11 protein-coding genes are annotated in these 13,579 nt (G+C 52.1%); 5 read left to right on the top strand and 6 right to left on the bottom strand.

Annotation, left to right across the window (positions count from 1 at the left end):
• Positions 1–29: 29 nt before the first annotated feature.
• The 3 genes from F3I47_RS16720 to F3I47_RS16710 all read left to right on the top strand — a co-directional run bounded on the left by F3I47_RS16720 (position 30) and on the right by F3I47_RS16710 (position 4,325).
• Positions 30–545: a flavin reductase family protein gene (locus F3I47_RS16720; protein ID WP_223812764.1), complete on the top strand. Its 516-nt coding sequence runs from the start codon at positions 30–32 to the stop codon at positions 543–545.
• 10 nt (positions 546–555) lie between these two features.
• The gene (locus tag F3I47_RS16715) at positions 556–1,935 is read left to right on the top strand and encodes a trehalose-6-phosphate synthase (RefSeq protein ID WP_150029940.1); all 1,380 of its coding nucleotides are present in this window, start codon (positions 556–558) and stop codon (positions 1,933–1,935) included.
• 437 nt (positions 1,936–2,372) lie between these two features.
• A complete protein-coding gene (locus F3I47_RS16710; protein WP_150029941.1) occupies positions 2,373–4,325 on the top strand; it encodes an NACHT domain-containing NTPase in 1,953 nt (650 codons plus the stop codon).
• A gap of 295 nt (positions 4,326–4,620) precedes the next feature.
• On the opposite strand, the gene F3I47_RS16705 is transcribed toward F3I47_RS16710, so the two are convergent.
• The 3 genes from F3I47_RS16705 to glyQ form a co-directional block, all read right to left on the bottom strand.
• Complete coding sequence (locus F3I47_RS16705; RefSeq protein WP_150029942.1) at positions 4,621–5,013, bottom strand: hypothetical protein; 393 nt, start codon at positions 5,011–5,013, stop codon at positions 4,621–4,623.
• 344 nt (positions 5,014–5,357) lie between these two features.
• A complete protein-coding gene (gene glyS / locus F3I47_RS16700; RefSeq protein WP_009088313.1) occupies positions 5,358–7,427 on the bottom strand; it encodes a glycine--tRNA ligase subunit beta in 2,070 nt (689 codons plus the stop codon).
• Positions 7,428–7,436: 9 nt separating this feature from the next.
• Complete coding sequence (gene glyQ / locus F3I47_RS16695) at positions 7,437–8,348, bottom strand: glycine--tRNA ligase subunit alpha (protein ID WP_003849680.1); 912 nt, start codon at positions 8,346–8,348, stop codon at positions 7,437–7,439.
• Between the two features lie 220 nt (positions 8,349–8,568).
• Here glyQ and F3I47_RS16690 point away from each other — a divergent pair, with 220 nt between their 5' ends.
• Positions 8,569–9,564 carry an acyltransferase gene (locus F3I47_RS16690; RefSeq protein WP_150029943.1) on the top strand — a complete coding sequence of 332 codons (996 nt, stop codon included), beginning with the start codon at positions 8,569–8,571 and terminating at the stop codon, positions 9,562–9,564.
• Here the strand turns inward: F3I47_RS16690 and F3I47_RS16685 are convergent.
• Positions 9,549–10,481 carry a GlxA family transcriptional regulator gene (locus tag F3I47_RS16685; protein WP_150029944.1) on the bottom strand — a complete coding sequence of 311 codons (933 nt, stop codon included), beginning with the start codon at positions 10,479–10,481 and terminating at the stop codon, positions 9,549–9,551. The two genes, F3I47_RS16690 and F3I47_RS16685, sit on opposite strands and share 16 nt — an antisense overlap.
• Positions 10,482–10,489: 8 nt before the next feature.
• Positions 10,490–11,149, bottom strand: a complete 660-nt coding sequence (gene yieH / locus F3I47_RS16680; RefSeq protein WP_009088307.1) for a 6-phosphogluconate phosphatase — start codon at positions 11,147–11,149, stop codon at positions 10,490–10,492.
• Positions 11,150–11,301: 152 nt separating this feature from the next.
• On the opposite strand from yieH, the gene F3I47_RS16670 reads away from it, so the two are divergent.
• The gene (locus F3I47_RS16670; protein WP_150029945.1) at positions 11,302–12,615 is read left to right on the top strand and encodes an NCS2 family permease; all 1,314 of its coding nucleotides are present in this window, start codon (positions 11,302–11,304) and stop codon (positions 12,613–12,615) included.
• Between the two features lie 41 nt (positions 12,616–12,656).
• Here the strand turns inward: F3I47_RS16670 and F3I47_RS16665 are convergent, their stop codons facing one another.
• On the bottom strand, positions 12,657–13,406 hold the full coding sequence (locus tag F3I47_RS16665) for a 4'-phosphopantetheinyl transferase superfamily protein (protein ID WP_046100915.1): 750 nt from the start codon (positions 13,404–13,406) through the stop codon (positions 12,657–12,659).
• Between the last annotated feature and the right edge of the window lie 173 nt (positions 13,407–13,579).

Raw genomic sequence — 13,579 nt, 5'->3', positions numbered from 1 at the left:
CCGCATTAGCCGTCATTAAGGTGAACCATATGTCCCAGCCTGAAACCCCGGATGCTTTTATTGAACATCGTTTGAGATCTGCAATGAGTAATACTTGCAGCTCAGTATACATTGTTTCTTCTGGCTCAGAAAATGAGAGTAAAAATGCTATAACCATTACCTCATTTACATCTGTTTCTGTGTCGCCACCATTGATTTTATTCTGTGTTAACAAACGCTCGCGTTTCGCCAGTTTAATTAAGAGGAGTGAGACTTTTGCGATTAATTTCATCCACAATGATCAAGTAAAAATTGCTCAGATATGTAGCCAGTCTGATGTGGAAGAAAAATTCAGGCAGGAAGGATGGATTTATAAAGGTGATATCCCTTACCTGAAAGATTCAAATCATGTGCTGTTCTGCGAAAAAATGTGCATTGAGGAACAGGGAACGCACCTTGTCGTTTATGGAAGCGTTAAAGAAGTAGAAACCGAAAACACTAAAGATTCACTGCTCTACTATAAGCGGGAATATGCCGTTATTCCGGATATAACTACTGCCCTATAAGGATATAAGAATGTCAAAACTTGTGGTGATTTCAAACAGAACTGCGGACCCTGATGAATCCCGTTCCGGGGGGCTGGCTGTCGCTCTCTGGAGCACACTCAAACAGTCAGGTGGTACGTGGATCGGATGGGATGGCCGTGTGTGTACACATGATAATCCGGAAATGACGTGTCGCCGGGCAGAAGGCGTGGATTTCTTTACGACTGAGCTGACCGGCCAGGAATATAAAAATTTTTACATTGGCTATGCAAACTCTGTTCTCTGGCCGGTTTTTCATAATCGTACAGATCTGGCTGAACACGACCCGGAGTTTAAACTTTTCTATGAAAGAACCATTCGTCGTGTTGTGTCCTCCTGCTTCAGACAGATTGCCGCCGGCGATGTGGTGTGGGTTCATGACTACCAGATGATCACCTGTGGAGCAGAACTCCGAAAAAAGGGAATTAAAAACAGCATCGGTTTCTTTCTTCATATTCCTTTCCCACCACCTGAGCTAATCAGGTGCATACCCGATCACGCCTGGCTTATCACCTCTTTACTTAGCTATGACTTAGTGGGCTTTCAGACAGAGAAAGATCTTCAGAATTTTCAGAAATACCTCCTGAATCATACGGATGCAGAGTTAATCGGAGAAAATACTTTTTTCTGGAAGGGCCGTAAAATCAGGGCAGGTGTATTTCCCATTGGCATAGATAACGGGGAGATTTTGCAGGCTCTCGAATCCGAACGCAGCCGGGATCTGAACGAGATATTCCGTCAGGAGAGCACCGGTCAGCTGATAGTTGGTGTTGATCGTCTGGATTACTCTAAGGGACTTCCGCAGCGTATCCACTCTATCAGGGAGTTCTTTGCGCGGTGCCCGGATAAGAAGAAAGTTGTTTCGCTTCTGCAGATTGCAGCCCCGAGTCGTGAAAAGGTAACTGCGTATGAAAAGCTGAGCGAAGAAATGGATTATCTCAGCGGGAAAATTAATGGCGATTTAGGGGACATTCACTGGTCACCGGTGAGTTATGTCCATCGAAACGTCGAACGGGATGATTTACCTGTCATATACCGAAACAGCAGAGTAGGTCTTGTGACGCCTTTATGTGATGGGATGAATCTCGTTGCAAAAGAGTATGTTGCCTCTCAGGATCCTGACAATCCTGGTGTACTGGTTCTCTCTGAATTTGCCGGCGCAGCACATCAGCTTGCCGATGCGCTACTGGTGAACCCCTTTGATGCCGGTGCGACTGCCCGTGCAATTGAAAAAGCGCTGAATATGTCTCTTGAGGAAAGGAAAAGTCGCCATACATCACTTATGCGATCGATCCTTGCTCATGATGTTCACTGGTGGTGTGGTGAGTTTCTTAATAGCCTTAAAGAGCAGGAAATATGGATGGTTGCCTGATGAGAGTAATGCTCTGACGGGCGGATACAGGAATTTTTTCCAAGAACGATGCCCCTGCTCCGGGGGTCGTCTGAATCCGGTTTTAGCATAAGATCTCGCACACTATTATAATCAGACAAGATTCTTTGGGTAGGGCCAGCCAAGTTGAATAATCTGCTGTAATATGCCATGAGTGACAATTAGAAATTTTGAGTAGTATACTTAGATAGCCGTATACATGATTGTATTTGGATGGCTGGAGTATGCAGAAAAGAAATTGTCTCATAATAATGAGTGGTTTCTAATGAAGGCTGACTGAGCTTGAACTAGATATTCAACGTTGAGGTATATTTCAGGCTAAGCCATTTGTTCATTACACAGAAAATTCTCAAAAAATTAGTTTCAATACTAATTTTTTGTTTTAAGTTAGAGTCATTCAGATTAAAAGGATGTGAAAAATGCCAATTAATACAATAATTGCAGGAGCAACAACTAATGCGGTTATAAACGGCACAATAAAAATTGCTATAGATAAGCTTTTTGATAAAATTAAGAGTCTTAAATGGCGTCATGGTTCTGACAACGGAAGGGAAATATACAATAAAATAATTGGCGATAATGACTGCTATTTGAAATATATTGATACATGTATACAAAAAAATCTCTTTTCCTACACGCTACTTGATCCTGAGAATAAAACAAGCATAAGCACAACATATTACCCTATAAAAATAAATAAAAAAACCGTCAAAAATAAAGCAGAAATAGATGAATATATCATCGACGATAACTACTACATTTCAAACTCAGATATAACTAATATATCTGGAACTGCAGGCCAAGGTAAAAGTACAATATTAAGAAAGTTATTAATAAATCAAATTGAAAATGGCGATAAAATTCCTTTCTTTATAAATTTAAGTGCTATGAAAGACGCTTCTATTTTCAATGAAGTACTTTCTATGATAGATGATATTGGCGTTAAATGTACGGTTCAAGCACTAAAATCTCTATTGTCATCAGGACGGGTTGTTATATTTCTTGATGGTTTTGACGAAGTCAAAACCTCAAAGAGAGAGGTTATTTTAAAAGAGATTATTAGTATAAATGAGGTTTTAAAGACACAGGTCATAACTTCATCTAGGCCAGAAACTATAATATGTGACACTGCTGGCATCAAACAATATAAAATAAAAGACCTTGAGATTGGCGACGTTATAGGCATAATAAAAAGAGCTGGTTCACATATTGATATAAGTGCTGTAGAGAAATCATTAAAAGCTAATAAAAAATTTTCATCATCATTAAAGACCCCCATTCTCGTAGTGCTTTTCGTGAAGTGTTTCCCTTTTATGAAAATCATACCAAACGATACGATTGAATTTTATAAAAGCATTTTTGATGTTATGTATGAAACTCACGATAAAACAAAAAGGTTTCTCGATAGAGATAGAATAGTAAAAAACTCTTCCAGATCAGACAGTTATAATTTGTTTTGTGCTTTCTGTTTCGTAACCCTTTTTGAAGAAATGACATCGGTTGATGAAAAAACAATGGAGGATAAAAGTTTTGAGGCGATAGAGCTCATCAATCCAAATACGGAAAATACCTCCACCTACAGAGAGCTGGCAAAGAATTTAATAAGAGATATAAAGGATATAACTTCGCTTCTGATAAAAGATACTGACTATACCTATACATTTCCTCATAAATCCATACAGGAATATCATGCTGCTGAATTCGTGAAGATGCAGCCTTTAAGCGACGATGCGAAGAAGAGATATTGCGCTATAGTAAGTGAAAAGCTAGCTATTACTCATCATATGACTGGTTTTTTAGAGTTTTTAGTTAAGATAGATAAAATTGACTCAATAAATTATATTTTAGAGCCATACCTTTCTTTAATTGGAGTTGAAATACGAGCTGATGGTTTTTATATTAGCGACGATAAACTTAGTGCTTTAATGTCGGCTGATTTAATTAAGTCATTTATAGTATTTATTCCTCGCGGCATGAAAGAGATTAAATTCGATGATGATTTTTTGCTTATGGCTGGTGAGCATGATAAAAAGAATGGGCGGGTAGTCATAGGGCCTGCAACAGAAATGCTTTCCGTGTTAAATTGTTTTTCACGAGATTTTGACAATAGCTATTCAGAAAAATTGATAAACTTAATTGCTATTTCTAAAGAAACACTTGTTTCCTTAGTTAGCAAAAAATCCCAAGAAAAAGTTGAATTGAATAAGCACGTTGAAAAGTTACCTCTTGAAACCAAGACGAGAATGCTTAATATTTATAGGGGTAAGCTTAATGATTTCTACAAACAATACTATATAAAGCAGAAAGAAACGCCTATAAGTAAGAAGCCGTCTTTCTTGGAGAGATATAAAAATAACAAAAATGAACTTTGAATAAATAATTTTTTTATGCGTTAGTCTTATTCCGGCGTTCCAATTGCGCCGGAATAATATTATAATGGTATTTCATAAAGAATTTGTATCAAGGTTTCCTTCTGCTCACGTAGTTAACTCAATGTACTAACTTTTCGAACTGTATTTTTATGAGATTATTTTCATTCAAATAATATGGATGAGTATAAAATAATTTGCAGCATGCTTGTTTACTCATTTCCTTGAGTAAGGAAATCCGTCAGGGTAAATTATCCTGTCCCGGTAAAATGGTTATGCAGAACAGGATGTGGCTTAACTACAGGTCTCCGTACACGGCGCGCAGTTCCGCCAGTACAGGTGCCACGTCCGGCGCCGCCACCGCCGCCAGCAATCCCGCCTCCAGCGCCAGATACTCTTCCGGAGTCATGGTGATGTGGACGCCGTCCAGTCCCAGAACGGTCCTGCTTCCTTCTCCGCGCGGAATATACAGCGACACCCGGCTGTCGCGGGCGCTCCATTCGTGCGTGGCCCCCAGCCAGGCGCGGGCCTGCATGTAGCGGACCAGCGCGCTGAACACGTCCCAGCCCAGCGCCAGTGACACTCGTCCGGCGGTGACAAACAGGCTGAACTGCGGCGCCTGCCAGACCTGGCCGGGCAGCTGGGGATGGCGGTTGCCACGCACCTCCGCCCGCAGGATGACATCATCCATCTTTGCGGTCAGGCAGACGTCGTCCGTGACCAGCCCGGTCACCGCTGCCTAGGCCTTCATACTCTGCGGATTGACGGAAAGAAGAGACGGTTGAATCGGAGAGGAGAATCAAATCAGATTATTGATATTTAACAATAAAAAGAAAAATACAAAGCCAGATAATGGCGGGTTTTACCTGCACCCGGATGACATTTTCCGGTTGTTTTAAGCACGTTTTGTACTCATTTGAACATTAAAAAAGCGGCCGCTGAAACGGTCACGCTGACCGCCGGATTCAGGACGCAGACCAGAAAAAAATAAAAAAGGGACGATTGCTCGTCCCTTTTTGCCTCAACCAGAGAGGATTACTGCAGCAGCGAGATATCCGCCACCTGCAGGAACAGCTCGCGCAGTTTTGACAGCAGCGTCAGGCGATTGATTCGCACCGCCTGATCGTCGGCGTTCACCATCACTTTATCGAAGAAGTTATCGACCGCGGTACGCAGCTGTGCCAGTTCGACCAGCGCATCCTGATAACGGCCTTCCGCGAAGTAAGGTTGCAGCTTGCTGCTCAGCGCGGTGACAAAGGTCGCCAGCTGGATCTCTTCATTCTCTTTCAGCAGCGACGCCTGCACGCTCTCATTCAGCGGTTCAGTCGCTTTTGCCAGAATATTTGAGACGCGTTTGTTTGCCGCTGCCAGTGCTGACGCCGCCTCCAGCGTACGGAAGTGCGACACCGCTTTCATACGTGCATCAAAGTCAGCCGGACGGGTCGGACGACGCGCCAGTACCGCCTGCAGCGTATCGATGCTGTGACCCTCTTCCTGATACCAGGCGCGGAAGCGACCCAGCATAAAGTCGATCACATCATCCACCACGCGGGCGTTGCTCAGCTTGCTGCCATACAGACGCACCGCTTCTTCCGTCAGGGTCTGCAGATCCAGCGGCAGGTTCTTCTCAACGATGATACGCAGCACGCCCAGCGCCGCACGACGCAGCGCGAACGGATCTTTGTCGCCTTTCGGATGCTGACCAATGCCGAAAATACCGGCCAGGGTATCCATCTTATCGGCAATCGCCAGCGCACAGGCAACCGGGCTGGACGGCAGATCGTCACCGGCAAAACGCGGCTGATACTGCTCATTCAGCGCGACCGCCACATCTTCGGCTTCGCCGTCGTGACGCGCGTAGTGCATGCCCATCACGCCCTGGGTGTCGGTGAACTCAAAGACCATGTTGGTCATCAGGTCGCACTTCGACAGCAGGCCGGCACGGGTGGCGTGATTCACATCGGCGCCGATCTGGCCGGCGATCCAGCCCGCCAGTGCCTGAATGCGGTCGGTTTTATCGCGCAGCGTGCCCAGCTCTTTCTGGAACAGCACGGTTTCCAGACGCGGCAGGTGATCTTCCAGACGCTTTTTACGGTCGGTATTAAAGAAGAACTCCGCATCGGCCAGGCGTGGACGCACCACTTTTTCGTTGCCCGCGATAATCTGGCGCGGATCGCTGGATTCGATGTTAGTGACGAAAATGAAGTTCGGCAGCAGATTGCCGTCGTTGTCATACACCGGGAAATATTTCTGATCGCCCTTCATGGTGTAAACCAGCGCTTCAGCGGGCACCTTGAGGAATTTCTCTTCAAAGGTGGCAGTCAGCACCACTGGCCACTCCACCAGCGACGTGACCTCTTCCAGCAGGCTGTCGCTGATATCGGCATTGCCGCCTAAACGGCGCGCGGCCGCTTCAGCATCCGCTTTGATCATCGCCTTACGGGTCTGATAATCGGCGATCACTTTGCCACGCTTTTCCAGCGCGTCAGGATACTGATCGGCGCTCTCAAGGATGATGTCGTTTTCGCCCATAAAGCGGTGGCCGCGGATGTGACGTCCTGACTCAATGCCCAGAATGGTGCCAGGGATCAGCTCATCACCCAGCAGCATCGTCACGGTGTGTACCGGACGGACAAACTGCACATCGCTGTCGCCCCAGCGCATCAGTTTTGGCACCGGCAGTTTGCCGAGCGCGTTAGCAATCATTGCTGGCAGCAGCGTCTGAGCCGCTTCGCCTTTCACCTGGGCGCGATAAACCAGCCATTCGCCTTTATCGGTAGCGAGACGCTCGGCCTGATCGACGGTGATGCCATTGCCGCGCGCCCACCCTTCGGCCGCTTTGGTGGCGTTGCCGTCCGCGTCAAACGCCGCAGCGACGGCCGGTCCGCGCTTCTCCACTTCCCGATCGGGTTGTGCGGCGCTCAGGTTCGCCACTTTCAGCGCCAGGCGACGCGGTGCAGCAAACCAGCTGACCTCGCCGTGGCTCAGGTTCGCGGCATCCAGTTCCGCGGTAACCTGCGCAGCAAAGGCTTCCGCCAGGCTGCGCAGGGCTTTTGGTGGCAGCTCTTCGGTGCCGATCTCCACCAGGAAGGTTTGTTCAGTCATGGCTGCCTCTTACTTTTTGTTATTGCACATCGGGAAGCCCATCGCCTCGCGAGAGGCGTAGTAAGCTTCAGCCACGGCTTTGGTCAGAGTACGGATGCGCAGGATATAGCGCTGACGCTCCGTGACCGAAATCGCTTTGCGGGCATCCAGCAGGTTAAAGCTGTGCGCCGCTTTCAGAATGCGTTCGTAGGCGGGCAGTGGCAGCGGTTTTTCCAGCGCCAGCAGATGCTGTGCCTCTTTCTCATACTGCTCAAAGCAGGTAAAGAGGAAGTCGACGTCGGCGTATTCGAAGTTATAGGTGGATTGCTCCACTTCGTTCTGATGGAACACGTCGCCGTAGGTGGTTTTGCCCAGCGGACCGTCGCTCCACACCAGATCGTAAACGCTGTCGACGCCCTGGATATACATCGCCAGACGCTCCAGGCCGTAGGTGATCTCGCCGGTCACCGGCTTACACTCCAGGCCGCCAACCTGCTGGAAGTAGGTGAACTGCGTCACTTCCATGCCGTTGAGCCACACTTCCCAGCCGAGTCCCCAGGCACCCAGCGTCGGGTTTTCCCAGTTATCTTCGACGAAGCGAATATCATGCACCGTCGGGTCCATACCCAGCTCTTTCAGTGAGCCAAGGTAGAGCTCCTGAATGTTATCCGGTGAAGGTTTGATGATTACCTGGAACTGGTAGTAGTGCTGTAAACGGTTCGGGTTTTCACCGTAGCGGCCATCGGTAGGACGGCGTGATGGCTGCACGTAGGCGGCGGCAATCGGCTCCGGGCCCAGTGCGCGCAGGCAGGTCATCGGGTGTGAAGTGCCAGCGCCCACTTCCATGTCCAGCGGTTGAACAATGGTGCAGCCCTGACGCGCCCAGTAATCCTGCAAGGTCAGGATCAGCCCCTGAAAGGTCTTGGTATCAAACTTTTGCATGTTAAGTGTGCACGCGCTTCGGTTGGATTAAAAAAAGAGGCCGACAGTATACCCTTTGACCGCGCGATGTGCAGCCGTAAATCCCGGACGATAGCGGCCCGTTTAAGGGGGATTCAGCACGCTGCTGTACAGAGGGGTCTGAATCCTGCTGGCGGCAGTTGTTGCACTGGTCGCATTTGGCTACCCTTTCCCGCACGGACGCTATGCGCAAGAGGACGCTATGCCGCAGAAGATTTACTGGATCGATAATTTACGCGCGGTTGCCTGCCTGATGGTGATCGTCATTCACACCACCACCTGGTACATCACCGGGCCAATGGCGGTAAAGGGGGTTGCCTGGGATGCCGCTAATCTGCTGAACTCGGCCTCACGCGTCTGCGTTCCGCTCTTCTTTATGATCTCCGGCTACCTCTTTTTCGGTGAGCGCAGCGCCCAGCCGCGCCATATGCTCCGGCTGGTTCTCTGCCTGCTGTTCTACAGCGCCGTATCACTCGCCTATATCACCTGGCTGACCCCCATCAGCGAAGGGCGATCGATCCTGAAGATGCTGCAGAAGCCAGTGTTTTATCACCTCTGGTTCTTCTTTGCGCTGATCGGTATCTATCTGCTGTCGCCGCTGATTCAGGTGAAAACGGTCCAGGCGCGCTATGTGGCGCTGCTGGTGCTGGTGCTGGCGGTGCTTGCCAACCCGAATACGGTCAGCCAGTCGCTGGGCCCCTTTCATTTTCTGCCGGTGAATCTCTATGTCAGTGGCGACAGTATCTACTATCTGCTCTATGCGCTGCTGGGGCGGGCTATCGGTTCGATGGAGACCACCCGGCGCGGCCTGACACCGCTCGCCGCCGGGCTGTTTATCGCCTGTGTGGCGGGCATTACCCTCGGCACCAAAAAGGCGCTGATCGTTAATGGCGCGTTTAACGATACCTGGTATCTCTACTGCGGACCGCTGGTGTTTATCGCCGCGATCAGCCTGCTGGTGGTGTTTAAAAACTGTCTGAATCAGCGCACCCTGCCCGGTTTTTCGCTGATTGCGCACTATTCACTGCCGATCTACGGCTTTCACGCGCTATTTATCCACTATCTGCGTACGCATCACTACGATGACATGTCACGCCCGTGGCTCGACCTGCCCTGGGTGTTCGGGCTGACGCTGGGCGGCAGCCTGCTGCTGGGCATGGCACTGAAACGCGTCGACACCCGTCACTTTGTCAGCTGATCGGCTTCGCGCTGACGGGCGCGTCGTAGCTGGCGCGCCGATGAAAATCCTGCCGCCAGCGCCGCTTTCTCGGCGGACTCTCCCTGCTGCTGCCGCTGACGCGCCACGCCCACCCGCAGCTGTTCGTGGTACTCACGCACGCTGATCCCCAGATGCTGACGAAAGAGCCGCGCCAGATGGCGACTGCTGACGTGCGTGCGTCCGGCCAGTTCGGTCAGCGTCCAGCCATGCTCAGGATGGGCAATCATCAGATCCTGCGCCCGGTGAATGGCGGGATGGAGATGGTTGCGGTAACGCAGCCACGGCGAGAGCTGCGGATCATCACCGGCGCGCCGAAACCAGACCACCATTTCACGCGCCACCGCCAGCGCCGTGGGCGTGTCGCAGAGCTGATTAATCAGATGCAGCGCCAGGTCGATACCCGCCGTGATGCCTGCGCTGGTCCAGATGTTCCCGTGCCCGACAAAGACACGGTTCTCTTTGACCCGTGCGCGCGGGGCGGCCGCTTTCAGACGGGCAATCACATCATGATGCGTCGTGCATTCAACCTCATCCAGCAGCCCCGCCTGCGCGGCCAGCAGGGCACCTGAGCAGACGCAGATCAGCATACAGGTCTGCGCGCACAGCGCAGCCTGCTGCCGGATCAGCCACTGGCGCGCCTCGGCGGCCTGCGGCGTGGCAAAGCAGTGCCGGGAGTCATAGATGCCCGGCACCACCAGCAGACTGTCGGCGGGAAGCTGCTCCGGCAGCGGTTCGATGCCGCCAATGGTCATGCCGGTGGAGCAGACAACCTCTGGCTGCGGGCCAATGTAGCGCAGCGTAAAATGATCGCCCGCCAGTTTCAGCGTCTCGGCCGGACCGGTCAGATCCAGCACCATGACGCCAGGCAGGGTTAAAAACCAGACGGTGTGACTCATGGGCCGCGCTACACCAGATCCCAGCCACGGGCGCGCCACAGCGCAGGCAGCTGCGCCATGTCATCGAAGCGCGTCACCAACGGATGATCCAGTTCCGGGTTATGCGCGTCTGCGCAGTAGTAGTAGACCGGAATCCCGGCGGCGATCCCGGCGCGGGCGCCCGCTTCGGAGTCATCCACCAGAATGCAGCGCTCAATCGGCACCTGCATCTGCTCCGCCGCGTGGTACATCAGTTCCGGATCGGGCTTCCAGTGCAGAATGTCATAGCCACTGTAGAGGTGCTCAGCAAACAGCGGCAGCATGCCGGTTAATCCCAGCGAGTGCTGCATCTTCTTTACCGTTCCGTTTGAGACCACGCACATCGGCACCCTGATCTGCTCCACCAGCGCTTTCGCACCGGCGATCGGCTGCAGCTGCTGGTCGAACAGTCGCGCCACTTCCGCGCGGTAGGCGGTTTCGACCTCCTCCATCGGCAGCGACACCTGATGCGCCTCACCCACATCACGAATGATGTCGTAAAGTTTGACGCCCTTATACTTTTCAAACATCTCCTGCAGCGACAGCGTCAGGCCATAGCGGGCAAAGGTATTCACGTAGGCCTGGGTGCAGAGCAGTTCACTGTCCACCAGCGTGCCATCGCAATCAAAAAAGACGCATTCTACTGACATCAGATTCTATCCTTCGATTCAGGTGTGGGTTCCTCACTTTACCGCACTCCGTACAGATTGCGAGACTGGCAATCGGTTGCGAAAAATCATTGTATTGCCCCGGTAAAATCGCCAGGATACGCGCCGATGATTTTTTCTTCTGGATGGATGGCATGAGCAAGCAAGGCGTTTTGCAGCGCATTTTCAGGCTGCAGGAACATGGCACCACGGTGCGTACCGAAGTGATCGCGGGTATCACCACCTTTCTGACGATGGTCTATATCGTCTTCGTCAATCCGCAGATCCTGGGCGTCGCGGGCATGGATACGCAGGCGGTGTTTGTCACCACCTGTCTGATTGCCGCCTTCGGCAGCATTCTGATGGGCCTGTTTGCCAATCTGCCGGTAGCGCTGGCACCCGCTATGGGACTGAACGCCTTTTTCGCTTTTGTGGTGGTCGGGGCGATGGGGTATTCCTGGCAGGTCGGCATGGGCGCCATTTTCTGGGGTGCGGTCGGCCTGCTGATCCTGACGCTGCTGCGGGTCCGCTACTGGATGATTGCCAATATCCCGCTCAGCCTGCGCGTCGGCATTACCGCCGGTATCGGCCTGTTTGTCGCCATGATGGGGCTGAAAAATGCGGGCATTATTGTGGCTAACCCCGATACCCTGGTGGCCGTAGGCAACCTGACCTCGCACAGCGTGCTGCTGGGCGCGCTGGGCTTCTTTATTATCGCCATTCTGGCGTCGCGTAATATCCACGCGGCGGTGCTGATCTCCATGGTGATCACCACGGCTATCGGCTGGATGCTGGGCGATGTGAAGTTTGTCGGCCTCTTCTCCGCGCCACCGTCGGTAACGTCGGTGGTCGGTCAGGTCGATATCAAAGGCGCATTCAATATCGGTATGGCCGGGGTAATTTTCTCCTTTATGCTGGTCAATCTGTTCGACTCCTCCGGCACGCTGATTGGCGTCACCGATAAAGCGGGCCTGACCGATGAAACCGGCACCTTCCCGCGCATGCAGCAGGCGCTGTATGTCGACAGCATCAGTTCAGTGAGTGGCGCGCTGGCGGGCACCTCCTCGGTGACCGCCTATATCGAGAGCTCCTCCGGGGTGGCGATTGGTGGCCGTACCGGCCTGATGGCGGTCGTCACCGGCCTGCTGTTCCTGCTGGTGACGTTCCTGTCACCACTGGCGGCCATGGTGCCGGCCTACGCCGCGGCGGGCGCGCTGATTTACGTGGGTGTGCTGATGACGGCCAGCCTGTCGCGCGTGCGCTGGGATGACTTAACCGAAGCCGTTCCGGCATTTGTCACCGCCGCCATGATGCCGTTCAGCTTTTCTATCACCGAAGGCATTGCGCTGGGGTTTATCGCGTACTGTGTGATGAAGCTGGGCACCGGGCGCTGGCGTGAGATCAGCCCCTGCGTGGTGATTGTTGCCCTGCTGTTCGTACTGAAGATTGTCTTTATCGACGCGCACTGAGCGCAGTGACTGAGCGCCGCAACCCACCGGTTGCGGCGTTGTCACATCTCAGGATGCAGATTGCGCTCGCTGGGCAGGCTGGTCAGCCGCAGCGCATGCGGCCCGATATTGGGCTTGCCCATCTCCATTTCCCGTAATGCGCGCCACTGAAAGGCGTTATCCATCTCCCACAGATAGAGCCGCTGGGTCGCGGATGAGAGCGCACACGACCAGACCAGCACAGGCTCTGCATCGCAGACCACCTGAATATCGGGATAGAGCGACGACCGCAGCCGCCCCGCACCCGGCAGCAGACGCAGCGAATCCAGCCCCCGATCGCCCTCTCCCGTCAGCTTGAGAATGCTCTGGCGCAGCGTCCAGATCTGGGTCACCGCTTCCATCGCATCCTGCTGGGCATTGATCCAGGCGATTTCGCCAGAGGTCAGCCCCTGAATCAGCTGCTCCTGCGTCTGACGGCTCCGCGCATGCACAATCTCCATATCCAGACCGGCACGTCCGCCCTCTTCGGCCAGCAGCACCCCTACGGTATTACCCGCATAGGCGATGCTGAAATCGGGCAGATCGCGGTCGGCAAAGGCGGGCCGTCCGTTATCCTGAATGGTTAAGCGCGGCAGCTCGTTGATGCCATAAATCCGCTGCATCAGCTGTGCCAGCAGGATACGCGCGGCAAGGAAGCGTCCACGGCGTTTATCAGCAAACTGCTGTGCCGTGTCCCGGATTGCCTGGGGAATGTGCATCTCACTGGCCGGGAAACCGGGGTCACCCGTCCAGCGTACAAAATGACCAGCCATCTGTCGCTCCGTGAAAATGGTCAGATAATCATCAGAGGCATTGTAAGAATTTTCTTAACTTAATGCACCCGGCAACGCACGGATTGGGCTAAATTCGGAATAGGACGAACGGATTCACGGGGGCAAAGCGGACAGTATTATCACAGTTAAAAGAATTCACTGTTGCGAACTCT

Origin of the sequence: Pantoea sp. M_10 (genome assembly GCF_008631515.1) — a bacterium.
GTDB lineage: Bacteria > Pseudomonadota > Gammaproteobacteria > Enterobacterales > Enterobacteriaceae > Pantoea > Pantoea anthophila.
Note: the sequence above shows the minus strand (reverse complement) of the source record. Positions and strands in the feature narration are given on the sequence as shown.

What these genes read in the sequence shown, in the direction of transcription:
- F3I47_RS16710 (WP_150029941.1), top strand. Translation starts at nt 2,373, where the DNA reads ATGCCAATTAATACAATAATTGCAGGAGCAACAACTAATGCGGTTATA.
- glyQ (WP_003849680.1), bottom strand. Translation starts at nt 8,348, where the DNA reads ATGCAAAAGTTTGATACCAAGACCTTTCAGGGGCTGATCCTGACCTTG.
- F3I47_RS16685 (WP_150029944.1), bottom strand. Translation starts at nt 10,481, where the DNA reads ATGAGTCACACCGTCTGGTTTTTAACCCTGCCTGGCGTCATGGTGCTG.
- glyS (WP_009088313.1), bottom strand. Translation starts at nt 7,427, where the DNA reads ATGACTGAACAAACCTTCCTGGTGGAGATCGGCACCGAAGAGCTGCCA.
- F3I47_RS16720 (WP_223812764.1), top strand. Translation starts at nt 30, where the DNA reads ATGTCCCAGCCTGAAACCCCGGATGCTTTTATTGAACATCGTTTGAGA.
- F3I47_RS16715 (WP_150029940.1), top strand. Translation starts at nt 556, where the DNA reads ATGTCAAAACTTGTGGTGATTTCAAACAGAACTGCGGACCCTGATGAA.
- F3I47_RS16690 (WP_150029943.1), top strand. Translation starts at nt 8,569, where the DNA reads ATGCCGCAGAAGATTTACTGGATCGATAATTTACGCGCGGTTGCCTGC.
- yieH (WP_009088307.1), bottom strand. Translation starts at nt 11,149, where the DNA reads ATGTCAGTAGAATGCGTCTTTTTTGATTGCGATGGCACGCTGGTGGAC.
- F3I47_RS16665 (WP_046100915.1), bottom strand. Translation starts at nt 13,406, where the DNA reads ATGGCTGGTCATTTTGTACGCTGGACGGGTGACCCCGGTTTCCCGGCC.
- F3I47_RS16705 (WP_150029942.1), bottom strand. Translation starts at nt 5,013, where the DNA reads ATGGATGATGTCATCCTGCGGGCGGAGGTGCGTGGCAACCGCCATCCC.
- F3I47_RS16670 (WP_150029945.1), top strand. Translation starts at nt 11,302, where the DNA reads ATGAGCAAGCAAGGCGTTTTGCAGCGCATTTTCAGGCTGCAGGAACAT.